19 protein-coding genes are annotated in these 24,671 nt (G+C 64.2%); 13 read left to right on the top strand and 6 right to left on the bottom strand.

The window, feature by feature from the left end; genetic code table 11:
- Window positions 1-153 precede the first annotated feature (153 nt).
- Together ACHFB9_RS03390 and ACHFB9_RS03385 are read left to right on the top strand one after the other, a co-directional pair.
- Entirely contained in the window at window positions 154-1,395 is a 1,242-nt protein-coding gene (locus ACHFB9_RS03390; protein WP_417069573.1) for a pyridoxal-dependent decarboxylase, exosortase A system-associated, read from the top strand.
- Window positions 1,392-3,209 carry an asparagine synthetase B family protein gene (locus tag ACHFB9_RS03385; RefSeq protein ID WP_417069572.1) on the top strand — a complete coding sequence of 606 codons (1,818 nt, stop codon included), beginning with the start codon at window positions 1,392-1,394 and terminating at the stop codon, window positions 3,207-3,209. The genes ACHFB9_RS03390 and ACHFB9_RS03385 overlap by 4 nt, the downstream gene beginning before the upstream one ends.
- A gap of 3 nt (window positions 3,210-3,212) precedes the next feature.
- On the opposite strand, the gene ACHFB9_RS03380 is transcribed toward ACHFB9_RS03385, so the two are convergent.
- Window positions 3,213-4,121, bottom strand: a complete 909-nt coding sequence (locus ACHFB9_RS03380; protein WP_417069571.1) for a LysR family transcriptional regulator — start codon at window positions 4,119-4,121, stop codon at window positions 3,213-3,215.
- Between the two features lie 155 nt (window positions 4,122-4,276).
- Between ACHFB9_RS03380 and lysA the strand changes: the two genes are divergently transcribed.
- Window positions 4,277-5,515, top strand: a complete 1,239-nt coding sequence (lysA, locus tag ACHFB9_RS03375; protein WP_417069570.1) for a diaminopimelate decarboxylase — start codon at window positions 4,277-4,279, stop codon at window positions 5,513-5,515.
- On the opposite strand, the gene murI is transcribed toward lysA, so the two are convergent.
- Both murI and ACHFB9_RS03365 read right to left on the bottom strand, forming a co-directional pair.
- Entirely contained in the window at window positions 5,508-6,269 is a 762-nt protein-coding gene (gene murI / locus ACHFB9_RS03370; protein WP_417069569.1) for a glutamate racemase, read from the bottom strand. The two genes, lysA and murI, sit on opposite strands and share 8 nt — an antisense overlap.
- A 142-nt stretch (window positions 6,270-6,411) precedes the next feature.
- The gene (locus ACHFB9_RS03365; RefSeq protein WP_417069568.1) at window positions 6,412-7,437 is read right to left on the bottom strand and encodes a LacI family DNA-binding transcriptional regulator; all 1,026 of its coding nucleotides are present in this window, start codon (window positions 7,435-7,437) and stop codon (window positions 6,412-6,414) included.
- A gap of 217 nt (window positions 7,438-7,654) precedes the next feature.
- Here ACHFB9_RS03365 and ACHFB9_RS03360 point away from each other — a divergent pair, with 217 nt between their 5' ends.
- From ACHFB9_RS03360 to ACHFB9_RS03335, 6 genes are all read left to right on the top strand, one after another.
- The gene (locus ACHFB9_RS03360; protein WP_417069567.1) at window positions 7,655-8,899 is read left to right on the top strand and encodes an ABC transporter substrate-binding protein; all 1,245 of its coding nucleotides are present in this window, start codon (window positions 7,655-7,657) and stop codon (window positions 8,897-8,899) included.
- A gap of 60 nt (window positions 8,900-8,959) precedes the next feature.
- Window positions 8,960-9,943 carry a carbohydrate ABC transporter permease gene (locus tag ACHFB9_RS03355; protein ID WP_417069566.1) on the top strand — a complete coding sequence of 328 codons (984 nt, stop codon included), beginning with the start codon at window positions 8,960-8,962 and terminating at the stop codon, window positions 9,941-9,943.
- An 11-nt stretch (window positions 9,944-9,954) separates the two neighbouring features.
- Window positions 9,955-10,785: a carbohydrate ABC transporter permease gene (locus ACHFB9_RS03350; protein WP_417069565.1), complete on the top strand. Its 831-nt coding sequence runs from the start codon at window positions 9,955-9,957 to the stop codon at window positions 10,783-10,785.
- A 44-nt stretch (window positions 10,786-10,829) separates the two neighbouring features.
- A complete protein-coding gene (locus ACHFB9_RS03345; RefSeq protein WP_417069564.1) occupies window positions 10,830-12,170 on the top strand; it encodes a GH1 family beta-glucosidase in 1,341 nt (446 codons plus the stop codon).
- A 14-nt stretch (window positions 12,171-12,184) separates the two neighbouring features.
- Complete coding sequence (locus ACHFB9_RS03340) at window positions 12,185-13,276, top strand: ABC transporter ATP-binding protein (protein ID WP_417069563.1); 1,092 nt, start codon at window positions 12,185-12,187, stop codon at window positions 13,274-13,276.
- 254 nt (window positions 13,277-13,530) lie between these two features.
- Window positions 13,531-14,802: a carbohydrate porin gene (locus tag ACHFB9_RS03335; RefSeq protein ID WP_417069562.1), complete on the top strand. Its 1,272-nt coding sequence runs from the start codon at window positions 13,531-13,533 to the stop codon at window positions 14,800-14,802.
- Between the two features lie 103 nt (window positions 14,803-14,905).
- Here the strand turns inward: ACHFB9_RS03335 and queG are convergent, their stop codons facing one another.
- Window positions 14,906-15,985, bottom strand: a complete 1,080-nt coding sequence (queG, locus tag ACHFB9_RS03330) for a tRNA epoxyqueuosine(34) reductase QueG (protein ID WP_417069561.1) — start codon at window positions 15,983-15,985, stop codon at window positions 14,906-14,908.
- Between queG and tsaE the strand changes: the two genes are divergently transcribed.
- The gene (gene tsaE / locus ACHFB9_RS03325) at window positions 15,968-16,465 is read left to right on the top strand and encodes a tRNA (adenosine(37)-N6)-threonylcarbamoyltransferase complex ATPase subunit type 1 TsaE (protein WP_417069560.1); all 498 of its coding nucleotides are present in this window, start codon (window positions 15,968-15,970) and stop codon (window positions 16,463-16,465) included. The two genes, queG and tsaE, sit on opposite strands and share 18 nt — an antisense overlap.
- Window positions 16,462-17,820 (top strand): N-acetylmuramoyl-L-alanine amidase, encoded by a 1,359-nt coding sequence (locus ACHFB9_RS03320; protein WP_417069559.1) that lies wholly within the window; start codon window positions 16,462-16,464, stop codon window positions 17,818-17,820. The genes tsaE and ACHFB9_RS03320 overlap by 4 nt, the downstream gene beginning before the upstream one ends.
- Here the strand turns inward: ACHFB9_RS03320 and ACHFB9_RS03315 are convergent.
- On the bottom strand, window positions 17,798-18,676 hold the full coding sequence (locus ACHFB9_RS03315; protein ID WP_417069558.1) for a hypothetical protein: 879 nt from the start codon (window positions 18,674-18,676) through the stop codon (window positions 17,798-17,800). The genes ACHFB9_RS03320 and ACHFB9_RS03315 overlap by 23 nt on opposite strands.
- A 340-nt stretch (window positions 18,677-19,016) precedes the next feature.
- Here ACHFB9_RS03315 and ACHFB9_RS03310 point away from each other — a divergent pair, with 340 nt between their 5' ends.
- Window positions 19,017-21,479 carry a GH36-type glycosyl hydrolase domain-containing protein gene (locus tag ACHFB9_RS03310; RefSeq protein ID WP_417069557.1) on the top strand — a complete coding sequence of 821 codons (2,463 nt, stop codon included), beginning with the start codon at window positions 19,017-19,019 and terminating at the stop codon, window positions 21,477-21,479.
- A 112-nt stretch (window positions 21,480-21,591) separates the two neighbouring features.
- Window positions 21,592-23,994 carry a GH36-type glycosyl hydrolase domain-containing protein gene (locus ACHFB9_RS03305; RefSeq protein WP_417069556.1) on the top strand — a complete coding sequence of 801 codons (2,403 nt, stop codon included), beginning with the start codon at window positions 21,592-21,594 and terminating at the stop codon, window positions 23,992-23,994.
- A gap of 52 nt (window positions 23,995-24,046) precedes the next feature.
- Here ACHFB9_RS03305 and ACHFB9_RS03300 read toward each other — a convergent pair whose 3' ends face one another.
- Window positions 24,047-24,331, bottom strand: a complete 285-nt coding sequence (locus tag ACHFB9_RS03300; RefSeq protein ID WP_417069555.1) for a DUF5329 family protein — start codon at window positions 24,329-24,331, stop codon at window positions 24,047-24,049.
- Window positions 24,332-24,671 lie beyond the last annotated feature (340 nt).

Raw genomic sequence — 24,671 nt, 5'->3', positions numbered from 1 at the left:
TATCGCGGAAAACGTCGCAGCCGACATAGCCGCATCGTAGCTAAAATGGCGAGCAATATCTTTATTGGCGGCAAGCCGCTGCTCTGGCGCATCAGAACCAGAAGCCGGTTATTTCTGCCAACCCGTTCCCGGATCTTTTGACGAAAGCGCCTGATGAGCGAAATCCGTCCCCCGCTCCGCCACGCCGATTTCTCCTTCTCCGCCCGACAGGGAAACGAGCTCGTCCTCGGCGGGCTGCCGCTCTCGCGCCTCGCCGCTCGCATCGGTCAGACCCCTTTCTACGCCTATGAACGCGCGGCGCTCGATCGCCGGATCCAGGAGCTGCGCGCGGCGCTGCCCGGCGAGGTCGCGCTGCACTATGCGATCAAGGCCAACCCGATGCCGGCCCTCGTCGATCACCTCGCCCGTCAGCTCGACGGCTTCGATCTGGCCTCCGGCGGCGAACTCGCGGTCGCGCTGGACAGCGGCATGGCGCCCGAACACATCAGCTTCGCGGGACCGGGCAAGACCCGGACCGAACTCGAACAGGCGGTCGCGGCCGGAGTGCTGCTGAACGTCGAGTCGCTCCGCGAAGTGCGCCTGCTCGCCGACATCTCGCAAGCGAGGGGCTGGACGGCCCGCGTCGCAGTGCGCATCAATCCCGACTTCGAGCTCAAGAGCTCGGGCATGAAGATGGGCGGAGGCGCGAAACCTTTCGGCGTCGACGCCGAACAGGTTCCCGATCTGCTCAGGGAAATCGCCCGGCAGGGTCTCGCCTTTGAAGGCTTTCACCTCTATGCCGGATCGCAAAACCTGCGCGCGGACGCGATCGTCGAAGCGCAGCAGAAGAGCTTTGAACTGTGCCTTCGCCTCGCCGAAGCGGCCCCCTCCCCGGTCCGCACTTTCAACCTGGGCGGCGGTTTCGGCATCCCCTATTTCCCCGGTGAGCAGCGTCTCGCGCTCGAGCCGATCGGCGAGAACCTCGCCGCCCTGGCCGGGCGCTGCGCGCGCGAGCAGCCCGAAGCCCGTCTGGAACTCGAACTGGGCCGCTACCTGGTCGGAGAGGCCGGCATCTACGTCTGCCGTATCCTCGACCGCAAGATCTCGCGCGGCCAGGTCTTTCTGGTCACCGATGGCGGCCTGCATCACCACCTCGCCGCGTCGGGCAATTTCGGCCAGGTGATACGCAAGAACTACCCGGTCGCGATCGGCACGAAGATGGGCAGCGCCGAGCGCGAGATCGCATCGGTCGTCGGTCCGCTGTGCACCCCGCTCGACCTGCTGGCCGAACGGATGGAACTCGCCGCCGCCGAACCGGGCGACCTCGTCGTCGTGTTCCAGTCGGGGGCCTATGGCCGCACCGCCAGCCCCGCCGATTTCCTGTCCCATCCTCATGTCCGCGAGGTTCTGGTATGAGCGAGCGCATCAACATTCTTCGGGGCAGTTTCGACCCCGGAATCCTCGATATCCGGACCGGCTTCGCCGCGACCGCGAGTGCCTCGCTGCGGATAGACCGTCCCGGCCTCGATCTCGAGGCAGAAGGGCCGGATCAGCGTTTCGTCGTGACCGAACGCGCGCTTCTGGTGCTGACCGGAAGACCGCACAGCGCCGACCCCACCCTTTCCCCGGCGCTCGCGAGCGAAGCGCCGCGCGCTCTGCTCGAGCGCCTGCGCGCCGAGCCCGACGCGACGCTGGCGATGCTCGACGGCCGATTCTCGGCGCTCTGGATCGATCTCGATCGCGCCAGCCTGAACCTTGCCTGCGACCGTTTCTCGACGCACAGCCTGTGCTGGGCCAGGGTCGGCCAGCTCACGGCCTTTGCGAACCGGGCCGACGCAGTTCCGCTCGCACGCCGCTCGATCGATCCTCAGGCGATCTTCGACTACCTGTATTTCCATGTGATTCCAGCCCCGCGCACGATCTTCCGCGGCGTCGAACGCCTGGCGCCGGGCCTCAGGCTCTGCGCGACGGCGACTGACGCGCACACGAGTTCATGGTGGCGGGCCACTTTCGCGCCGCGCCCGGTCGAGGACCTTGAAGAGCTCAAGAGCCGCTTCCGCACCGCGGTCCGCGCCGCGGTCGCCCGCGAAGCGGAGGAGCCGGGAGTGGCCGCATTTCTGTCCGGAGGCACCGACAGCTCGACCGTGGTCGGAATGCTGCGCGAAGTCACCGAAAGCCGCCCCCGCTGCTATTCGATGGGTTTCGATGCGGACGGCTACGACGAGATTGCCTATGCGCGGATCGCCGCGCGCGCCTTCGACGCCGACCACCGCGAGTACTACGTCAGCGCCCAGGATCTCGTCGCGAATATCCCGCTGGTGGCCGCCCATTACGACCAGCCCTTCGGCAACTCCTCGGCGCTGCCGGCCTTCTGTCTCGCGCGGCTCGCCCACGACGACGGCTATGGCAAGCTGCTGGCCGGCGATGGTGGCGATGAGCTGTTCGGCGGCAACACCCGCTACGCGAAACAGAAGATATTCTCGGCCTACCAGAGCATTCCGGCGCCGCTGCGCCATCTCGTCCTCGACCCGCTCTCAAGGAGTGCGGCAGCGGCCAGAACCCCCGGTCTCAGCAAAATCCGCTCCTACGTCGAACAAGCCAACATCCCGCTTCCCGACCGCACCGAACAGTACAACCTGCTCTTCCGGCTGGGCCTGGAAGAGGTGCTGAGCCCGACTCTGCGCGCGAAGAGCGATGCCGCAGCGCCGATGCGGCTGCAACGCGCGGTCTGGGATGCGGTCATCGCCGACAACGATATCGACCGCCACCTCGGTTTCGACTGGCGTTTCACGCTGGCCGACAACGACCTTCCCAAGGTGACGGGCACGACCGAACTGGCCGGACTCTCGGTCGGCTTCCCGCTGCTCGCCAACTCGCTGCAGGACATCGCGACCAGCCTGCCCTCATCGCTGAAAGTGCGCGGCCAGTCGCTGCGCTGGTTCTTCAAGCAGGCGCTCGCCGATTTCCTTCCCGGGGAGATCCTCGCCAAGAAGAAGCATGGTTTCGGCCTGCCCTTCGGCCAGTGGGTGCTCAAGGACAAGGCGCTGGGCACACTCGCCCGCGCCTCGGTCGAAGGCCTCACCGAACGCGGCATCCTGCGCCAGGCCTTCGTCGGGAAGCTCTTCGCCGAACTGTTGCCGGCTCACCCCGGCTATTACGGCGAGATGGTCTGGATCAGCATGATGCTGGAGCAGTGGCTGCGCGCCCACGCGCCCGAATACCGGCTCTGAGCCTCAGCGCGCGAGCCGCGCCTGCAGATCGCGGGCGACTGCCTCGATCTCGGTACAGAAGCTGTCGGCGAGCGGATTCGAGGCGCGCCACAGCGGCCGGATCAGGCTGACCTTGAACGGGATCGAAACCGAGAGCCTGCGCCACTCGACCCCCCAGCCCTCGCAGGCGAGCGCGGTCAGCGGGTTTATCACCGAAATGCCCAGCCCCTGGCGAACCATCGCGGCAATCGAGACCGCGCTCGCCGTCTCGACGACTGGCGAACGTGCGATTCCCCGTTCGCTGAACAGCGCGTCGATCTGCTGGCGATAGCGGTCCTGCGGCGCAAGACTCACGAAAGCCTGACCGGCCAGATCCTCCAGGCTCAGCGCCTCCCGGGCGAGCAGCGGGTGGCCTTCGGGCAGCACCACGACTTCGTCGGCTGCGAACAGCGTCTTGAGCTCGGTCGCGGCCGGCGCTTCGTCGTGCTCGGTCAGGCCCAGGTCAAACCTCTGCTCCGTCAGCCACTGCTCCAGCGTCGGCGATTCCTGGGGCGTGATCGCCAGGCTGGCCTGAGGATGGATCGCGGCGAAGCGTCGGCAGGCTTCGGGGAGCAGGCTGTGCGACAGAGCAGGCAGCGAGGCAATGGACAGGCGACCACTGACGAACTGACGCAGCGCTTCGGCAACGCTGGCTATCCTCTCCAGCCCGATATAGCTGCGCTCGATCTCGTCGAAGAGGGAAAGCGCGCGCGCGCTCGGCTGCAGGCGTCCGCGCACCCGGTCGAACAGCGCCATCCCGAGCACCTGTTCCAGCCTCGCCAGCTCGCGGCTGACCGTGGGTTGGGAGGTGTGCAGCGCCTCGGCTGCCCGGGTCAGATTCCCGCTCTGCATCACGGCCCGGAAGATCTCGATCTGTCTGTGGGTCAGGCGCATGGATTCGCTTCCGGGTAAGGACAGGTGCTCTCCTGCCTCATAGGCGAGGAGGAATACCATATCAAAAATAAATAGCCGGACAACAATTTAGCATTTCATGAACATACCTGCATCGGGCATTCTTCAAACCTCGTCCCACCCGCACCGAGACCGCGATGAAACCCGATTTCTCCCCTGCCCTGCTCTCCTCCCTCGTCCAGCGCTACGGCTCGCCGCTGTGGGTCTACGATGCCGCGGTCGTCCGCGCGAACATCGCGGCGCTGCGCGCCTTCGACACGATACGTTTCGCGCAGAAAGCAAACTCGAACGTGCATCTGCTGCGCCTGATGCGCGAAGCCGGCGTCAAGGTCGATGCGGTCTCGCTCGGCGAGATCGACCGGGCTCTGGCCGCCGGCTACAGCTCGCGCGATGGCGAATCGGGCATCGTGTTCACGGCCGACCTGATCGACCGCGCGACTCTGGAGCGGGTCATAGAGGAAGAGATTCCGGTCAATGCCGGCTCGATCGACATGATCCATCAGCTCGGCGAGCTGGCCCCCGGCCACCGGGTCTGGCTCAGGATCAACCCCGGTTTCGGTCACGGTCACAGCAACAAGACCAACACCGGCGGCGAGCAGAGCAAGCACGGAATCTGGCACACCCAGCTGCCGCAGGCGCTCGCCGCAATCAAGCGCTACGGCCTGCACCTCGTCGGCCTGCACATGCATATCGGTTCGGGCGTCGATTACCGCCACCTCGAAGAGGTCTGCGGAGCGATGGTCGCGCTGATCCGCAAGCACGCGATCCAGGTCGAAGCGATCTCGGCCGGCGGCGGACTGTCCATCCCTTATCGTCAGGACGATCCGCGCGTCGACACCGAGCACTATTTCTCGATCTGGAATGCCGCACGCAACGAGATCTCGGCGCAGACCGGTCACCCGGTCCACCTCGAGATCGAGCCGGGGCGCTATCTGGTCGCCGAAGCCGGGGTCATGCTCGCCGAAGTGCGCGCGGTCAAGGAGGTCGGCACGCGCCAGTTCGTGTTGGTCGATGCCGGTTTCAACGACCTGATGCGCCCTTCGATGTACGGGGCCTATCACGAGATCAGCCTGCTGCCGGGCGATCAGAGCGTGCGCGCGCCGCGCCGTGTCGTCGTCGGCGGTCCTCTGTGCGAATCGGGCGATGTCTTCACCCAGGGCGACGGGGGCGTCGTGCTCGAACGTGAGCTCGACGAGGCCAAGGTCGGCGACCTGCTGGTCTTCCACGACGCCGGAGCCTATGGCGCGTCGATGTCGTCGAACTACAACTCCCGGCCGCTGATCCCCGAAGTGCTCATCGACGGGGAAAGCCAGCGCCTGATCCGCCGCCGCCAGACGGTTGCGGAACTGCTCGCGCTGGAACTCGAAGCTAGCTGAGCGAGGACGGGGGCAGCAGTTCGGGCCAGCAGCCCGGCCCCCAGAGCTGGTCCAGGGTTCGCGCCAGCGAGGCCGGATGACCGCTGCCCCAGAAATGCACGGTCACGAGGCTGCCCGGTTCGGCCCGCCGCCCATCCTCGTCGAGCCGGCGTTCGAGCTGGCGCACGACCGCGGCTCCGGTATCGATGACTGCCACGTCCGGGCCCACCAGCTCCTCGACGAGCGAGCGCAGGAAGACGTAGTGCGTGCAGCCGAGCACGATCACATCCGCGCCCTCATTGAGCAAGGGTCGCAGGTGCGCCGCGAGCACTTCGCGGATCCTCTCGCCCGAGAGTTCTCCGCGTTCGACCGCTTCGACAAGGCCCACTCCGGGCTGGGTCACGACCCGCACGTCCTGTCCGAAATGATCGAGGAGCGCCGCGAAGCGCGCGCTCGCCAGCGTGCCGACCGTCGCCAGCACGCCGACCGTGCCGCTGCGCGTGAGCTCGGCGGCGGGCTTGACCGCCGGTTCCATGCCGATGATGCTCAGATGCGGCCAGCGCTCGCGCAGCGTCCGGGCAGCGGCCGCCGTCGCGGTGTTGCAGGCCACGACGATCGCTTTCGCGTCGTGGCGGAGCAGAAATTCGGTCAGTTCCTGAGCGCGCGCGCGGATCCACTCCTGAGGCTTCTCGCCGTAGGGCGCATGACCCGAATCAGCCACGTAGATCAGGGATTCCTCGGGCAGTCGGGCGCGGATTTCGCGCAATACCGACACTCCACCGACACCTGAATCGAAAACTCCGATGGGACGGGGATCAAACGCGCACATGATGAGCTGGCTCGGCAGGGAAAGCCGTCATGATACGAGGGCACCGGCCTGACGGCAAAAGCCCTTTGCCGTCTTCGCTCCGGAGTCTTCACCGCAGCCTTTGCGTCGTTTCGCGGATCACCAGCTCCAGCGGAGGCAGTTCCAGGCTGACGCTCTTCCCGGCGATCAGGGACAGCAGCGCGCGGGCGGCCTGACACCCCATCTCGTAGACCGGCTGACGTATCGTGGTCAGAGGCGGAGTCGTGTACGAGGAGCTGGGCAGATCGTCGAAACCGATCAGCGAGATGTCCTCGGGCACCCGGATTCCGCGCCGGTACAGCGCAAGCCGCGCCCCGTAGGCGGCCTGGTCGTTCGACGCGAACAAGGCCGAGAACGGATGGCCCCGGTCGAGCAGCTGGTTGAGCGCAAGCAGACCTCCACCTTCACGGAAGTCGCCCTGGACGACGAGGCCGGGATCGAAGGCGAGACCCGCTTCCTCGAGGGCCAGGCGGTAGCCGCTCAGACGTTCGACCGCATCAATGTGATCGGCCGGGCCGGAGATGTGCGCGATCCGGGTGTGCCCCAGCGAAATCAGGTGCCGGGTCGCGAGTCGCCCCCCCTCGACGTTATCGAGGCGAAGCGATGCGGCGCGGGGTGATTCCAGCCTGCGGCCCGCCGCAATGATCGGCAGATGCTCGGAGAATGCGATCACCTCCTCGTCGTCAAGGTGACCAGACAGAAGGATCAGGCCATCGACCCGGCGCGCACTGAGCAAGCGGATCCTCTCCGCCTCCTCGTTGGCGTTCCAGTGACCGCTGACGATCAAAGGCGCATAGCCTGTGCCACTGAGCGCGTCCTCGATTCCACGCAGCGTCTCGTTGAAGAAGGGACTCTCGACCGCCTGGACCAGCACGCCAACCGTCATCGAACTGCCCCGCTTGAGGCTCTGCGCAAACAGGTTGGGCTTGAAGTTCAGGGCCGCGATTGCTTTTTCGACCGCCTCGCGCTTGTCGTCCGCGACACGCGCGCTGCCGTTCAGGATGCGCGACACGGTACTGACCGATACTCCGGCCATCTTCGCCACCTCGGTGACCGTCGTCGTCCCCGGTGCGGGTGGCTTCTTTCGGGCGTTCATCGTCTGGACTCTTCTCGGATGCGGGGCTTCATCCCGCTGTGGCTTCCGATTGTAAGCCAGCGAACGGCGACTTCTTCATGGACACGAAAACAATTTCACGAAAGGTATTGACAGGAATTGCTATTCGCGGTGGAATCCTCACACCACAAGAAAACGTTTTCAAAGAGACAGCGAGCGCTCCGGCGCTCACCCACGCAATCACCAAAGGAGAAAGAGCATGAGCACGTCCCTGCGCCTCGGCGCAATCGCGCTGGCCATCGGTTTTTCCGGACTCGCCAACGCTGGCACCACGCTGACCGTGGCGTCCTTCCCGAACTTCGACGCGGCCGTCAAGGCAGCGATCCCCCTGTACAAGAAAGCTCACCCTGACGTCGAGATCAAGCTCGTCAGCCTCGCGATCGGCGACCACCACAATGCGATGACCACGGCACTCGCGACCGGCGTCAATCTGCCCGACGTGATGGCGGTCGAAGTCGGCTTTATCGGCAAGTTTGCTGCTTCGGGCGGCCTCGAAGACCTGTCGAAGGCTCCGTACAGCGCGATGCAGTATAAGACGAAATTCGCGAAATTCACGGTTCCCCAAGCGATGGGTGGAGCCGGCAACCTGACCGCGATGCCGGCTGACATCGGCCCGGGTGCGCTGTTCTACCGCAAGGATCTTCTGGACAAGGCAGGCGTCACCGAAGCTCAGCTGACCCAGAGCTGGGACAGCTACATCGCCTCGGGCAAGAAGCTCAAGGCTGCGACGGGATCCTACCTGCTCGCCAGCGCGGTCGACCTCAAGGACATCTATATCCGCTCGGGCCTGAAGGACGGCGAAGGCATCTACTTCGACAAGCAACATAGGCCGCTCGTCGACTCGCCCCGCTTCGTCAAGGCTTTCGAACTCGCCAAGGCGGCCCGTACGGCGGGTATCGACGCGAAGATCAGCGCCTGGACCAATGAATGGTCGGAAGGCTTCAAGCGCAGTCAGGTCGCCTCCCAGATGATGGGCGCCTGGCTCTCTGGCCACCTGGACAGCTGGATCGCCCCGAACACCAAGGGTCTGTGGCGCTCGGCCCAACTGCCGAATCACACTTTCGCTTCGTGGGGCGGTTCCTTCTATTCGATCCCGGCCAAGGCCGAGCACAAGAAGGAAGCTTGGGAGTTCATCAAGTTCATGACCCTGAACAAGGCCATGCAGCTTGAAGCCTTCCGCTCGCTTGACGCCTTCCCGGCGCTGATCGAAGCGCAGAACGACCCCTTCCTCGACAAGCCGATCGCATTCCTTGGCAATCAGCCCGCACGCAAGCTCTGGAAGGTCGCGGCTGACAAGATCCCGGCGATCGCGGTCGACAAGTTCGACCCGGTGGCAAACGAGATCATCAATGCCGAACTTGAGAAGGTCCTTGAGCAGAACAAGGACATCAAGCAGGCTCTTGCCGACGCGAAGACGCAGATCGCACGCCGCGTCCGTCGCTGAACGTAAGTCAGGCCGGGGCGCCCGCCCCGCCCCGGTCATTTTTTGCCTGGAGTCTGAACCATGTCGTTCTCATTGCAAGACAGTCCTGCCATCATCGCCGAGGCGCCCACGCGCCGCCGGCGCAAGCTGCAAGCTTGGCAGATCGCGCCTTACGTGTTCATCAGCCCTTTCTTCGTGCTTTTCCTGGTTTTCGGGCTGTTCCCTCTGCTCTTCTCGATCTACCTGGCCTTCATGCGCTGGGATCCTTCGACCGGCCTCGCGGGGATGAGCTTCGTCGGCTTTGAGAACTTCCTGTTCGTGCTTCAGGACGACTGGTTCCACAAGTCCCTCTACAACACTTTCTGGCTGGCGCTCGTCTCAGGCGTTCCACAGCATCTGGTCGCGATCCCGCTCGCCTACTTCCTGCACACCGCTTTCTCGCGCTGGCGCAACGCAGTGACCGGGCTGTACTTCCTGCCCTTCATCACTTCGTCGGTCGCGATTGCACTGGTGTTCTCGTCGCTGTTCTCGCGCGACTTCGGCATCGTCAATCTGATCCTGACCGGTTTCGGACAGTGGTCGATCGGCGGCTTCCATCCTCTGGCCTGGCTTTTCCCGACCCAGAACATCGACTGGAGCCAGCCCGGCTATACGAAGTGGATGATTTCCTTTGTCGTGTTCTGGCGCTACGTCGGCTGGAACACCGTGCTCTACCTGTCGGCGCTGCAGACCATCCCCAAGGATCTGTATGAAGCGGCGACGATGGACGGAGCGAACCAGAAGCAGCAGTTCTGGCACATCACGGTGCCGCTGCTCAAGCCCATGATGTTCTTCGCGGTGACGCTGACGATCATCGGCAACCTGCAGCTGTTCGAAGAGCCCTTCATCATCACCGGTGGTACCGGCGGCATAGACCAGGCGGGCAAGACTGCGGCGATGCACATGTATGTGACCGCCTTCACCGAAAGCGACTTCGGGACGGCCAGCGCGATCGCCTGGATCCTGTTCCTGATCATCGCGGTTCTGACCTGGGGTAACAACAAGATCTTTGGCCGCCAGGACTGAGGGAGAAAATGATGAAAAAAGTTAGCCCACAACACCTGATCGCGTACGGCATCGTCCTCGGTGGCACCGTGCTGATGCTCGCCCCTTTCTACTTCATGTTCGTGTTCGCGACGCACACGAACACCGAGATCCTCTCGGTTCCCCCTCCGCTGTGGTTCGGCTCGGCCTTTCTCAGCAACATGAGCCTGCTGCTGAGCAAGCTGCCCTTCTTCTGGCACAACCTGGGGTGGAGCTTCTACATCGCAATCCTGACCACGGCGGCAAACCTGTTCTTCTGCTCCCTGGCGGGCTATGCGTTCGCGATGTACCACTTCCGCTTCAAGGAAACCGCGTTCATGGTCGTGATGGCGACGGTGATGCTGCCCACCTTCCTGAACATGATCCCCAGCGTTCTGGTCATGAGCACTCTGGGCTGGCTCAACGAACCGCGGGCACTGATCGTACCCGGAGCCTGCGGCGCTTTCGGAATATTCCTGATGCGCCAGTACATCGGTTCGGCGATCCCGAAGGAGCTGGTTGAAGCGGCGCGCATCGACGGCTGCGGAGAGTTCGGCATCTTCGTGCGCATCATCATGCCGTTGATCACTCCGGCGCTGGGCACCCTGGGTCTGATCACCTTCATCACGTCGTGGAACAACTTCATGGGACCGCTGGTGATCATGCGCGAAATGGAACGCTTCACCGTACCTCTGGCGCTGCGCGCTCTGCAGGGCACGGGTCAGGTTCCTTGGGGCGCGATCTCGGCGGGATCCGCGGTCGCTGTTCTTCCGCTGCTGATCCTCTTCATCCTCGCATCAAGACGCTTGATCGAAGGCCTGACGGCCGGCGCGGTCAAGGGCTGAAGAACCCAGCCCGGACGACTCTGGCAGCCAAAGAGCAACTGCATATGAAAACGTTTCCACAAACTGCTGAAAACCTGGACTTTCCTGCCGACTTCATCTGGGGGGGCGCAACCAGCGCCTACCAGATCGAAGGCGCAGCGAGCGAGGACGGACGGGGCGAGTCGATCTGGGATCGCTTCGCCCACACTCCGGGCAAGGTCGCCGGCGGCGACCATGGCGATGTCGCTTGCGACCACTACCACCGCGTCAAGGAAGACATCGCGCTGTTCGCCGAGCTGGGCATCAAGGCCTACCGCTTCTCGATCTCCTGGCCGCGCGTTCAGCCGCTCGGCCAGGGTCCCTGGAACGAAGAAGGCTGGGCCTTCTACGGTCGCCTGCTCGACGAACTCGACGCGCACTGCATCAAGGCGCATGTAACCCTCTTCCACTGGGATCTGCCGCAAGCGCTCGAAGACAAGGGCGGCTGGAGGGCACGCGAGACCTGCACGCTGTTCGCCGCCTACGCCGCCGAGTTCGTGCGTCGCTTCGGCTCCCGGGTGACCAGCATCGCAACGCACAACGAGCCCTTCTGCACGGCGACCCTCGGTCACGAGATCGGCGTCTTCGCCCCCGGCCTCAAAGACAGGGCTGCCGCAGCACAGGTCTCCCACCACCTGTTGCTCTCCCACGCTCTGGCGCTGCGGGCAATGCGCGAAGCGGGCCACCAGGGTCCGATCGGCATCGTGCTTAACCAGTCCCCCTCCTACCCGGCCAATCCGGACAGCGAGGCGGACAGGCGCGAGGCGCGCTACGCCGATGGCTTCATCAACCGCTGGTACATGGATCCTCTGTTGCGCGGCGCCTACCCGGCCGACATCGTCGAGCTGCTCGGCGCCGACGCTCCCAGGGTCGAAGCAGGCGACATGGAGCTGATCCGAAGCCCGATCGACTTCCTGGGCATCAACTACTACACGCGGACCTGGTCCAGCACCAGTGAGCCCAAGCGGCCAGCACCGAACGAGATGGGCGTCACCGATCTGGGCTGGGAGGTCCACCCCCAGGGACTGACCGAGCACTTGATCCGGATTGCCCGCGACTACATCCCGCCGCCCATCGTCATTACCGAGAACGGCGCGGCCTTCGCCGACGTGCTGGAAGGCTCCGCGGTCCACGACGAAGCGCGAGTCGCCTACCTGAAGAGCCACATCTCCGCGGTGAGACAGGCGATGGACCAGGGCGCCGATGTGCGCGGCTATTTCGCCTGGAGCCTGATGGACAACTTCGAGTGGGCCGAAGGCTATGCAAAGAGATTCGGCCTGATTTACGTCGATTACCCCAGCCTGCGCCGCATCCCCAAGGACAGCGCTCTCTGGTTTCGTGATTTCATCCGCGCGCAGCGCGGTTAAGCAAGGAGACAAAGATGGCAACGCTCACGCTGCGCGGCATCGAAAAAACATACGACACCGGCCCCCAGATCATCAAGGGCGTCACGCTGGACATCCAGGACGGCGAGTTCATGGTCTTCGTCGGCCCTTCGGGCTGCGGCAAATCGACGATGATGAGGATGATCGCCGGACTCGAAGACATCACGGGCGGAGATCTGCTGATTGACGGAGTTCGCGCCAACGATCTGCCGCCCTCCCAGCGCGGTGTCGCGATGGTCTTCCAGAGCTATGCGCTCTATCCGCATATGACGGTCGCAGAGAACATGGGCTTCGCGCTGAAGCTCGCCGGCAAGCCCAAAGAAGAAGTGGCGCGCGCGGTCGGACGGGCCGCCGAAATCCTGCAGATCTCGAACCTGCTTGAACGCAAGCCCAAGGCGCTCTCGGGTGGCCAGCGTCAGCGCGTCGCGATCGGTCGCGCGATCGTGCGCCAGCCCAAGGTCTTCCTGTTCGACGAACCGCTCTCCAACCTCGACGCCGCGCTGCGCGTGCAGATGCGCATCGAGCTCTCGCGCCTGCACCAGGAACTGGGCACGACGATGATCTATGTGACCCACGATCAGGTCGAAGCGATGACGCTGGGCGACCGGATCGCCGTCTTCAACCAGGGCATCATCGAGCAGGTCGGTCGGCCGCTCGAACTCTATGAACGTCCGGCCAACCAGTTCGTCGGCGGCTTCCTCGGATCGCCGAAGATGAACTTCATCCCCTGCACGCTCTCGGGCCTGGACGCCGACGGTCTGGCGCTGAAAGTCGGCAACAACGATTCGATCCGCCTGCCCTCGCGCCGGAAGATCGATGCCAGCGGCGACCTGCTGCTGGGCGTTCGTCCGGAACACATCGAAATCGGTCATGAGGGCGCGGGCATACGGGCGACGGTCGACCTGACCGAACACCTCGGCGACACGCAGATCATCTACGCACAACTGCCCGGTTCCGATCAGATCATCACGATCAAGAGCACCGCGGAGCTGGGCACGCTGCGCTCGGGTGAGTCGATCGTCCTTCGCCCCCAGACCCGCGCCTGCCACGTCTTCAACGCGGCCGGCCGGAACCTGGAACTGCAATGAACAGCGCGCTGCGTCCCGCCAGCCATGCCGCCACAGAGCGGCGGCGCGGCCGCGGCCGCCTACCGATCCACCTCCTGCCACTTCTGTGGCTTGTCGGCGGGGTGGCAGGAGCTGCCACCCCACCCTTTTTCGCCCGGGGACGGATCGAACAGGCTTTTTTTTGAACACCCAAGAAACCGTTTTCAATTCGGGTGGGGAGCCCGAAAAAACCAACCGCTCACAGCGGATATCGCATCACAAGGAGGAGTAGACAAATGAAGTTCATCACCCAATGCAGCGTGCTCGTGCTTGCTCTCGCCGGAGCAACCCAGGTCAGCGCCGTCGAAGTCGATTTCAGTGGGTACGCACGTGCCGGCATCGGTCTGAGCGCAAAGGGCGGCGGTCAGGTCTGTTTCGGGCTGGCCAACGCCGACACGAAATGGCGTCTTGGCAACGAATGCGACTACACGATCGAACCGACCCTCACGGCCAAGTTCGCGAAACTCGACGACAAGTCGGCCTGGGGCGTTGTCGTGATGCCCAAGGTCTATCGGACCTGGACCAATAACAACGCCAACGCGGCGACCTTCGGCGATGAGCTGCCGGTCAATATGGGCCAGCTCTACTTCTTCGGTGAAAGCGTGCCCCAGCTCGCCAACGGCCGGATCTGGGGTGGTCGCCGCTACTATGACCGTCTGCAGCTGGGCATCAACGACCAATTCCTCGAAAACGAGGATGGCGACGGAGCTGGTATTGAAGATATGCAGCTCTTCGGCGGCAAGTTCTCGGTCGCTTGGCTGATGAACCCGAACGACGACAACGCCAACAACGTCACGAGCCAGACCGCCGTCAATAACAAGGCCTACAAGCTGACCACCCGGCTGACCGAAATCGGCACGGTTCAGGACGGCGCGCTGCAGTTCTGGGCGGGCTACTACGGCAACTCGGTCAGCGACGACACGTCCAGCGGCACGGCCGTGGAAACCAAGAAGCCGGACAGCCATTACCGTTTCGCGGTCTATCACACGCTGAACAACTTCCTGGGCGGTGGCAACATCTCCGGGGTCAAGCTCGAAAACGGCAAGACGATTCAGCTGTGGCGCGTCTTCACGCAGCAGAACACCTTTGTGCCGTCGATCCGCACCAACTTCGACTTCATCACCGAGTTCCGTTCGAAGAAGACCCGGAGCGACGACTCCCAGCCCTGGGTCAAGAACGACTGGTTCTCGATTGGCGGCCGTTCGGACACGCAGATCTCCGGTCCTTTCCGCTTCCTGGTCGAGCTCGGTCATGACCACGTCAAGCCCGAAGGCGCCAGCGCCCAGAACCTGACCAAGCTGACCCTGGTCGGCGCGATGAGTGCGGGCAAGGATGCGGGCTCCCGTCCGACCTTCCGCCTCTTCTACACCTATGCCAAGTGGAACGAAGCAGCCAAGCTCTCCGGCGGCGTCTATGACCACTGGCAGAGCGGTTCGCGCCTGAAGCAGGTCTACGGTGACGCGACCGCCGGCTCCACCTTCGGCATCCAGTCCGAAGCCTGGTGGTGAGCCGAAGGCTGATTCTTTGAGAGGAAGGCCTCGCGCCTTCCGGCCCCGCTAGGGGCATTTCTCGCGACCGCCCTGCTCACGCAGGAGCGGTCGTTTTTCGTTCTCAGAGGCCGAGGGACTGATGCCGGGCCAATGCCCACTGGACGTGCTCGCGCAGCAGAGCACTGGGGTGATCCTGGCGAGAGGCGAGCGCACGCAGCACTTCGTCGCTCGTCGGCGCGTTGCCCAGCGCGACGGCGATATTGCGTAGCCAGTTCTCGTGCCCGATGCGCAGGATCGCACTGCCTGCCATCCTCTGGCCGAAGTCTTCCTCGCTCCACGCGAAGAGTTCGATCAGGGACGCCGAATCGAGCCCGTTGCGTGGCGAGAAATCGGCCTCGCGACTCAAGCGCGCAAACCGGTTCCACGGGCAGGCGAGCTGACAGTCATCGCAACCGTAGATCCGGTTGCCGATCAACGGGCGGAACTCCACGGGGATCGCGCCTTTCAGCTCTATCGTCAGGTAGGAGATGCAGCGCCTCGCATCGAGCCGGTAGGGTGCGACGATCGCTCCGGTCGGGCAGGCGTCGAGACAGGCCTTGCAACTTCCGCAATGCGCGGTGGCCGGCGCATCAGCGGGCAGTGCGAGATCGACAAAGAGTTCGCCGAGGAAAAAAGTCGAACCGGCGGAGCGGTCGATCAACAAGGTGTGCTTGCCACGCCAGCCCAGGCCCGCTCGGCTGGCGAGTTCTGCTTCGAGCACCGGAGCCGAATCGACGAAGACGCGGTGGCCGAATTCGCCGATCTCGGCAGCTATCCGTTCGGCGAGCTGCTGCAGGCGGCGCCGCAAGACCTTGTGGTAGTCGCGGCCCAGCGCATAACGGGAGACATAGGCTTTCCCTGGATCGGAGAGCTGGGCTCGCGAATCGCTCGCATCCGGCCAGTAATCGAGTCTGACCGAGATCACCGACAGCGTTCCGGGGACCAATTCGGCGGGTCTCGCCCGCTTCAGGCCGTGGCGCGCCATATAATCCATTCCGCCGTGAAAACCGGCAGCAAGCCAGGCGTCGAGCCCGGCTTCGGCTTCGCTGAGATCGACACCGCCGATCGCCATCGCCGAAAAACCGAGTTCCGCCCCCCACGCCTTGATCCGCTCGGCCAGAGCCGCCGGATCCGGAGAATTGAGATGTCCGACCTTATCCATCAGAGCGATGATAGCCCGGAGCAGCAGTTTGAACTGCCCGACGAGGCAGCGACCCGCGCACTCGGCGCGCGCTTGGCGAAAGCGATCGCCCCCGGACTGACGATCTATCTGGTCGGAGACCTGGGCGCAGGCAAGACGACTCTGGTGCGCGGTCTGCTCGAAGCGCTCGGCCACAAGGGGGCAGTGAAAAGCCCGACCTACACTCTGATTGAACCTTACACAGTTTCTAACTTAAACTTGTATCACTTTGATTTATATCGGTTCACCGACCCGGAAGAATTCATCGACGCAGGGCTGGAAGAATACTTCGCGGAACAAAGCGTCTGCCTCGTCGAATGGCCGGACAAAGGTCAGCCCTTCCTACCTGCCGCCGACTGCGAAGTGCAGCTCACCGACCAGGGCACAGGTCGCATCGCCCGCCTGCACGGCAGCAGTTTGAAAGGACGTGAATTGATGGAACGGATCGGTTCGGCAGCATGAAACTCTCTCGACGCAGTTTTCTGAAAGCCAGCGGTGCCACGATGACGCTGCTGGTTTCGCACGCAGGCCTCGCCAGCGAGACCAGCATCCTCGCGGTACGCGTGTGGCCGGCCGAGGACTACACCCGGGTCACGCTCGAAGGGCGCAGCGCGTTCAAGTACGAATACCAGATCGTCAAAAACCCCGAGCGACTCGTGATCGACCTCGAGGGCGTCGAGTTCAACAGCGTGATCCAGAGCCTGCCCTCAAAGATCACCGAGGGTGACCCCTATATCCAGCTGATCCGCGCCGGCCGCAACCGCCCTGGAATCGTAAGGCTGGTCCTTGAGCTGAAGAGCGAGATCCGGCCCCAGGTCTTCACGCTGGCCCCTGTCGGCCAGTATGGCCACCGCTTGGTGCTGGACCTGTATCCGAGCTCGCTGCACGATCCGCTGCTGTCGCTGATCGAAAAGCCCGATCCGCTGGGCGCAGCGGTCGGCCAGGCGCCATCGCCGCAACCCACCCCCCAGACCCCGCGCGCGCCCGAAGCCCGGCCGAACGAGACCGCCCGGACCGCCGAGCGCCCGACCGAAGCCCATACGGAGATTCCCGCCGAGCCGCGCGAGCGTCCGCGCGGAGCAAAAGGAAAAGTCACCCGACTGCTGACGATCGCGATCGACCCCGGACACGGCGGCGAAGACCCGGGGGCGATCGGCAGCGCCGGAACCCACGAGAAGACGATCACGCTGTCGGTCGCCAAGCGGCTCAAGGCCAAGATCGACGCCGATCCGCTGATGCGCTGCATGCTGACCCGGGACAACGACTTCTTCGTGCCGCTGCAGCAACGCGTCGTCAAGGCGCGGAATGTCCAGGCCGACCTCTTCGTATCGATCCACGCCGACGCTTTCATCCGCCCCGACGCGAGCGGCAGCTCGGTCTTCGTGCTCTCCGACAAGGGCGCAACGAGCACCGCGGCGCGCTGGCTCGCCCAGCGCGAAAACGCCGCCGATCTGGTGGGCGGCGTCAATCTCGGCGCAAAGGACGTCGTGCTCGCGCGCACCTTGCTCGACCTGTCCCAGACCGCGACGATGGCCGACAGCATGAAGCTCGCGAAAGCCGTGCTCGGCGAGGTCGGCGGAATCAACCGCCTGCACCGCGGCGAAGTCGAACAGGCCGGCTTCGCGGTGCTCAAAGCTCCAGACATCCCGTCCATCCTCGTCGAGACTGCCTTCATCTCGAATCCCGAGGAAGAGGCGAGGCTCAAGGACGAGGCCTATCAGGACAAGATGGCCGAGGCTATCCTGCGTGGCATAAAGAAGTACTTCGCGAAAAACCCGCCGGTCCAGCAGAAGATCAAGCTGGCCCAGAGGGATTGAAGGTTCTGCGCGCGAGGCAGCCGCGGACGAATTCGAGCAGCGCGACCGAGCCCGGTCCGACGTCCAGATCGGCGGGCAGCCTCTCGATGAACCAGCAGACCCGATAGCCAAGGCTCTCGCCGGGTGCGAGGCGCTGGTAGCGGCCGTGGTTCTCCAGCTCGACGTAGATTCCGCCATCCTGGCCCCACAGCTCGACGCTGCCATGCCCGGGCGCCTGCTCGCCGGCCTCGATCTCGGGGAAACTCTTGATCAGCAGCAGGCCGCCGGGCAGCAGGTGAGCCAACCAGCCTTCCCGCCCGGCGCGGAACAACTTGCGCCCCACCTTGAAATCCCCCTCGGCGAACCGGTACCAGCACACTCCGTCCCGCTCCAGCGTCGGCGCGAGCGCCGACTCGGGAAGCCCTGCGGCCGCGCTGACCGGGAAAAAGCTGAGCCCTCCGGGGACGCGGGTCAGCTCCCAGGGCGCGGTCCGGCAGCTTGAAGTACCCGAGTTGCGGAGCCGGTACTCGATCACGAAGCAGCCGCGTTCGGCGTCGACGGCGAAGCGTTTGTAGCACTGCAGCCCCGATTCGGCATCGACCGGCCCCAGAAGCGCCTGTCCGCGTCCATCGCGGCAGCTGCGATAGGGAAGCGAATCCAGTGCCGCCCGCGGCGGCCAGTCCCAGGCGGACTGAGGCGCGTCCCAGAAGGTCGAACCGTAGTTCGCAGGGTGAGTCTGCGGCTGGGTCAGCATCTGCTCGCCGTCCAGACTCAGGGACACGATTCGCGCCCCCTGCCCTGGCGCCACGACCAGACTTCGCGCGCCCAGACTCAGATTGATCGCTTCTTGCTGCCAAAGGTCTTCGCTGATCCCCATAGCATTCTCCTGATCGGCATCCGCACAGCGCGGAACTGTGAAACCGTGAAATCGTTACCAGATCTTTCTAAAATTACAGCGCACCCAGACTCCATATACACACTCCGCCACCGGCGCGCATATCCCTTATGCATCAATGATTTTGAGGCAATGGAATGCCCATTTCCGATGATTTCGGCTGAAGCATGTAAATGGGGTAGACACAAAATCCCTCTTGCTCTTTGAAAACGTTTTCTTGTATAAAAGCGAGGTTAGCACAGAAACAGTGCCTCAGCCCCTGGGAGCGGGGAGACAGGCACGAAATCGCCCGCCGGAGCGGACGCCACCAAAGGACAAAAAGATGAGCCTGGACGCTCAAGAAAAGTACGGATACTTCGACGACAGCGCGCGCGAATACGTGATCACCCGCCCCGACACGCCGCTGCCCTGGCTCAACTATCTGGGCCAGGACGAGTTCTTTGGCCTGTGCACGAACACGGCCGGCGGCTACACGTTCTGGAAGGACGCGAAGTTGCGTCGCCTGACCCGCTACCGCTACAACAACGTGCCCTATGACCTGGGCGGCCGCTATTTCTATGTCAACGACGATGGCGCGGTCTGGAACCCGGGCTGGAAGCCGGTCAAGGCTGCGGACGTCGCCTACGAATGCCGTCACGGTCTGGGCTATACGAAGATCATCGGCAGCCGCGACGGACTCGAAGTCGAAGCGCTGTTCTTCGTGCCGCCGGGCGAGAACCTCGAAGTCTGGAAGATCACGGTCCGCAACCGTTCGAACCAGCGCAAGACGCCGAAGCTGTTCTCCTATCAGGAGTTCTGCTTCTTCGAAGCGCTGAACGACATGACCAACTATCAGCGCACCTACTCGATCGGTGAAGTTGAGGTCGAGGGATCGGCGATCTACCACAAGACCGAGTATCGCGAGCGGCGCAATCACTACACGCTGTTCGCCTGCACCCGTCCCATCGCCGGCTTTGACACGTCGCGCGATGCCTTCGTCGGCATCCACGAAGGTCTGCACGAGGCGCGCGTCCCCTTCTGCGGTCAGGCGACGAACTCGCTCGCCTTCGGCTGGAACCCGATCGGCGCGCATCAGATCGATCTCGACCTTGCGCCCGGCGCCGAGGAATCCTTCGCTTTCGTGCTCGCCTACGTCGAGCAGGGGGAAGAGCCGAAGTTCGACGCGCCTTTCGTGATGAACAAGTCGGTCGGCCGCGCGATCGTCGCGAAGTATTCGGCGCCCGGCGCCGTCGATGCCGCGCTCGCGAAGCTCAAGGACTACTGGGACACGCTGCTCGCGAACTTCCAGGTCGAGTGCCCGAACGAGCACGCGCAACGGATGGCCAACACCTGGAACCAGTACCAGTGCATGGCCACGTTCAACATGAGCCGCTCAGCCTCGATGTACGAGACCGGAATCGGCCGCGGCATGGGCTTCCGCGATTCGAACCAGGATCTGCTCGGCTTCGTCCATATGATCCCGAGCCGCGCCCGCGAGCGCATCCTCGACATCGCCGCGACCCAGCTGTCCGACGGCACCTGCTATCACCAGTACCAGCCCCTGACCAAGAAGGGCAATGCGGACATCGGCGGCGATTTCTACGACGACCACCTGTGGCTGGTGCTCTCGACCTGCGCCTACATCAAGGAATCGGGCGATGTGTCGATACTGCAGGCGCGCTGCGGCTTTGCTGACCACGACACTGAAAACGTTACCAGCACTCTGCTAGACCACCTCGAGACTTCACTCGCCTACACGATGAAGAAGCGCGGTCCGCACGGTCTGCCGCTGATCGGACACGCCGACTGGAACGACTGTCTGAACCTGAACTGCTTCTCGACCGAGCCGAACGAATCCTTCCAGACTGCTGGCGACGTGCGCGACTCGAAAGCCGAGTCGGTCATGATCGCCGGCCTCTTCCTCTATGCGGCCCGCGAGATGGCCGAACTCTACGACTTCCTCGGCCACGCCGACGATGCGAAGCGGATCCGCGCCGATCATGCCGAGATGCTGGCCACGGTCGAGAACACCGCGTGGGACGGCGCCTGGTACACGCGCGCCTACGCCGCCGATGGCGCGGTGGTCGGCTCGAAGAGCAATGTGGAGGGCCAGATCTACATCGAGAGCCAGGGCTGGTGCGTACTCGGCGGCGCGGGGGCCGACAACGGCCGCGCCCGCCAGGCCCTGGAATCGGTGCACGAGCGCCTCTACACGAAGAACGGAATCGTGCTGCAGCAGCCGGCCTATTCGACCTACGACAAGGCGCTCGGCGAAGTCACGTCCTACCCGCCCGGAGTCAAGGAGAACGCCGGCATCTTCAGCCACAACAACACCTGGATCCACCTCGCCTGGTGCAAGCTCGGCGAAGGCGACCGGGCGCTCGAGTACTACCTGTCGATCTGCCCTTCGGCCAAGCAGGAACAGATCGACACCTACCGCGGCGAACCCTATGTCTACGCGCAAATGCTCGCCGGCCGCGACGCGCCCTGCTTCGGCGAGGCGAAGAACAACTGGCTGACCGGCACGGCGGCCTGGACCTTCGTCGTCGTCAGTCAAGGCCTGCTGGGCATCCAGCCCGACTACCGCGGCTTGCGCGTCGATCCCTGCATCCCAAAGGCCTGGCCGGGCTTCACGGCGACCCGCCGCTTCCGTGGCGACACCTACCAGATCCGGGTCGTCAACCCGGACGGGGTCTCGAAGGGCGTCAAAGCTCTTCGCCTCGACGGTCAGGAACTCGACCCCGCCGGCACGATCCCGGTCATCGGCGACGGCAAGACGCACGAAGTCGAAGTCGTGCTGGGCTGATCAAAAGCAAAGCCGGCCCCCCTCTCCCGGGCGCACCGGTACTCCAGCGGAGGCGGCTTTGCCGCCTCCGTCCCTGTTTCAAGCGCCGGCCGAGCGCCGGATCGGAGCGAGCGTGAAGTACGGATATTTCGACGACGAAGCCCGCGAGTACGTGATCACGAACCCGCGCACTCCCGTCAAATGGATCAACTATGTCGGGGGACTTGCCTTCGGCGGCTTCGTCGACCAGACGGGAGGCGCGCTGATCTGCAAGGGCGATCCGGCCCTGAACCGCATCCTCAAATACCTGCCCCAGGCGCCGGCCTCGGACTTCAAGGGCGAGACGCTCTATCTGCGAACGCATGAGGCCGAAGGCCTCCGGGTCTTCTCGCCCTACTTCGTGCCGACCCTCGATGCCTTGGATCGTTTCGAATGCCACGTCGGCCTCGGCTATTCGCGCTGGATCAGCGAATTCCACGGCATCCGCGCCGAGATCACGGTCTTCGTGCCGATCGGTGAAGCGCGCCTCGTCCGCGACATCCGGATCACGAACCTGCGTGCGACTGCCGTCGAGATCGACGCGATCCCGGTCGTCGAATACACGCACTTCGACGCCTTGAAGCAGTTCACGAATGCCGACTGGGTGCCGCAAACGATGCAGAGCGAGGCGAGGCGCGAGGCGGACGGCCGTCTGGTGCTGAACCAGTGCGCGTTTATGAAACGGGACAGCGCCCGCAACTATTTCACCTCGAATCTTCCCGTCTCGTCCTTCGAATCGGACCGCCGCCGCTTCCTCGGCGACAACGAGTACGGCACCTGGCGCGCCCCGCTCTCGCTGCAAGCGCCTGAACTGTCGAACTACGAGGCGAAGCGCGGAGACAACATCGGCGCGCTGCTGCACCACCTGGGCGAGCTGGCCCCGGGGGAGAGCCGCCGGCTGATCACCCAGTTGGGGCAGTGCGCGGATCTCGCGGCGGAAGCGCCGGCAATCCAGCGCTTCCGCGACCCGGCCACCGTCGATCGGGCCTTCGCCGCGCTCGCGAAGCACTGGCGCGACTACCTCGCGGTGCTCGAAGTAAAGACGCCCGACCCGGCATTCGACGCCATGGTCAATGTGCACAACCCGCGCCAGTGCGCGATGACGCTGAACTGGTCGCGCGACCTGTCGCTGTACCAGCTCGGCTTCGGCGGCCGGGGCCTGGGTTTTCGCGACAGCTCCCAGGACACAATGGGCGCCGTCGCGCACGATCCGATCGGTGTACGCGCACTGCTGCGCAAGCTGCTGCAGGTGCAAAAGCGCGACGGCTCGGCGATGCACCAGTTCATGCCCTCGACGATGGAGGCGAGCACGGGCGATTCGCGCGAGTTCCCGGATCGGCCGAAGTACTACGGCGACGATCACCTTTGGGTCGTGCTCGCGGTCGCCGCGCTGCTGCGCGAGACCGGAGATCTCGCCTTCCTCGACGAAGTGCTGCCATTCTACGATGCGAGCGAGGACGGGCTTCGCGAGGAGGCCACGGTGCTCGAACACCTTCGCCGCGCGATCGACTTCACCTGGAGTCACCGCGGCACCCACGGCCTGCCCCTGCTCGGCTTCGCGGACTGGAACGACACGGTCAATCTGCGCGCCGGAGCCGAGTCGAACTTCATCGCGCCGCAGTACGGCAAAGCGCTGCGCGAGATGATCGAGATCGCCGAAGTGCGCGGCGACGAAGCGTCAAAGGCCCAATATCTGAGCCGCTTCGCCGAGATCAAGGCGGCCGTCGAACGCGAAACCTGGGACGGCGCCTGGTATGTGCGCTACTTCGACCACGAAGGCCGGCCGCTCGGCTCGCACACCAACGCGCACGGCAAGATCTACATCAACGCGCAGAGCTGGAATGTGATCGCCGGCTTCGCCGAAGGCGAGCGGGCGCACACCGCGCTCGATTCCGTGCACGAACATCTCGCGACCGCGAACGGTCTGAAGCTCTCGGCACCCGGCTTCGATCATTACGACCCTGAGCTGGGCGGAATCTCGACCTACCCGCCCGGCGCAAAGGAGAACGGCGGGATCTTCCTGCACACGAATCCGTGGGTCATGATCGCCGAAACGATGCTCGGCAATGGCGAGCGCGCCTTCCAGTACTACCGCGCGATCAACCCGGCGGCGAAGAACGACAGACTCGACGAGTTCGAGTCCGAGCCCTACTGCTATCCGCAGAACATGCTCGGCGACGAGCACCCGCAGTTCGGCTTGGCGCGCAACAGCTGGCTCTCCGGCACAGCGTCCTGGACCTACCAGGCCGCGACTCAGTACATGCTGGGCCTGCGCCCGAGCCTCAAAGGCCTTCTCGTCGATCCGTGCATTCCGAAAGACTGGCCGGGCTTCAGCGCGACGCGGCGCTTCCGCGGCGCAACCTACGCGATCGAGGTCCGCAACCTCGGCTCCGGCCACGGCGTGCGCACGATGCACGTCGACGGCCATCTCGTCCCCGGCAATCTGATCCCGGCCTTCGCGTCGGGAGAACACGTGGTCGAAGTCGAGATCGGCTAGAGGCCCCTTCCTTGGAAGGGCCGGGATGCTGCCGCATCAAGCCCGGCAGCATTCAGTGCTTGGCCGGGCGGGCCTTCCGGTAGGCGGCCAGCTCGCCGTACAGCCAGTCATGCGCGGTCACGCTGGCTTTGCCCGGGCAGACGAGCAGGTAGGGACTGCCCGTCATCTCGCTGCGCGAGGCCGCCAGATCGATGAAGTCTTCGGTCTTGTGGATGCGGGCGAGGAAGTGTTCGTACTTGCGCTTGATGTGGGTCACCGCCTCGGCGTTCGTCCCTTTCTGCCCATTGCGTTCGAGCGCACAAGGCGTAACAGAGACCCTGTGAATCAGATATTCCACCTCTGCACGCTGCTCAGCAGGCACGTCGGCGTAGACAGCCCCGGAAACCAGGACCAGAAGAATCAAAAAGGAGGGAATCGGTCGAATCACCGGTTTTGTTCCTGTCGTTGCGTATTCGCCATTCTGCCTCTACGCCGATGTCATGTCACGATCCCTTGTCGCTTGCGCAAGTCCTTGCGCATCGCATCAAGCGCCAACTCGCGCAAGGCAAGTTGGCGGACAGGACAATGCGGGAGGGATGCCCCCGGCCTTGTCAGACGGAGGCCCCGCGCTCGCAATCCCCTGAGACGCCCCCCCCACCGCTGATCCCGCTTCACCCCTCGTCCCGTGCTACGCGAAC

The organism is Niveibacterium terrae (genome assembly GCF_048213115.1).
Lineage (GTDB): Bacteria > Pseudomonadota > Gammaproteobacteria > Burkholderiales > Rhodocyclaceae > Niveibacterium > Niveibacterium terrae.
Note: the sequence above shows the minus strand (reverse complement) of the source record. Positions and strands in the feature narration are given on the sequence as shown.

What these genes read in the sequence shown, in the direction of transcription:
- ACHFB9_RS03390 (WP_417069573.1), top strand. Translation starts at nt 154, where the DNA reads ATGAGCGAAATCCGTCCCCCGCTCCGCCACGCCGATTTCTCCTTCTCC.
- ACHFB9_RS03385 (WP_417069572.1), top strand. Translation starts at nt 1,392, where the DNA reads ATGAGCGAGCGCATCAACATTCTTCGGGGCAGTTTCGACCCCGGAATC.
- ACHFB9_RS03380 (WP_417069571.1), bottom strand. Translation starts at nt 4,121, where the DNA reads ATGCGCCTGACCCACAGACAGATCGAGATCTTCCGGGCCGTGATGCAG.
- lysA (WP_417069570.1), top strand. Translation starts at nt 4,277, where the DNA reads ATGAAACCCGATTTCTCCCCTGCCCTGCTCTCCTCCCTCGTCCAGCGC.
- ACHFB9_RS03365 (WP_417069568.1), bottom strand. Translation starts at nt 7,437, where the DNA reads ATGAACGCCCGAAAGAAGCCACCCGCACCGGGGACGACGACGGTCACC.
- ACHFB9_RS03360 (WP_417069567.1), top strand. Translation starts at nt 7,655, where the DNA reads ATGAGCACGTCCCTGCGCCTCGGCGCAATCGCGCTGGCCATCGGTTTT.
- ACHFB9_RS03355 (WP_417069566.1), top strand. Translation starts at nt 8,960, where the DNA reads ATGTCGTTCTCATTGCAAGACAGTCCTGCCATCATCGCCGAGGCGCCC.
- ACHFB9_RS03350 (WP_417069565.1), top strand. Translation starts at nt 9,955, where the DNA reads ATGAAAAAAGTTAGCCCACAACACCTGATCGCGTACGGCATCGTCCTC.
- ACHFB9_RS03345 (WP_417069564.1), top strand. Translation starts at nt 10,830, where the DNA reads ATGAAAACGTTTCCACAAACTGCTGAAAACCTGGACTTTCCTGCCGAC.
- ACHFB9_RS03340 (WP_417069563.1), top strand. Translation starts at nt 12,185, where the DNA reads ATGGCAACGCTCACGCTGCGCGGCATCGAAAAAACATACGACACCGGC.
- ACHFB9_RS03335 (WP_417069562.1), top strand. Translation starts at nt 13,531, where the DNA reads ATGAAGTTCATCACCCAATGCAGCGTGCTCGTGCTTGCTCTCGCCGGA.
- tsaE (WP_417069560.1), top strand. Translation starts at nt 15,968, where the DNA reads ATGTCCGACCTTATCCATCAGAGCGATGATAGCCCGGAGCAGCAGTTT.
- queG (WP_417069561.1), bottom strand. Translation starts at nt 15,985, where the DNA reads ATGGATAAGGTCGGACATCTCAATTCTCCGGATCCGGCGGCTCTGGCC.
- ACHFB9_RS03320 (WP_417069559.1), top strand. Translation starts at nt 16,462, where the DNA reads ATGAAACTCTCTCGACGCAGTTTTCTGAAAGCCAGCGGTGCCACGATG.
- ACHFB9_RS03315 (WP_417069558.1), bottom strand. Translation starts at nt 18,676, where the DNA reads ATGGGGATCAGCGAAGACCTTTGGCAGCAAGAAGCGATCAATCTGAGT.
- ACHFB9_RS03310 (WP_417069557.1), top strand. Translation starts at nt 19,017, where the DNA reads ATGAGCCTGGACGCTCAAGAAAAGTACGGATACTTCGACGACAGCGCG.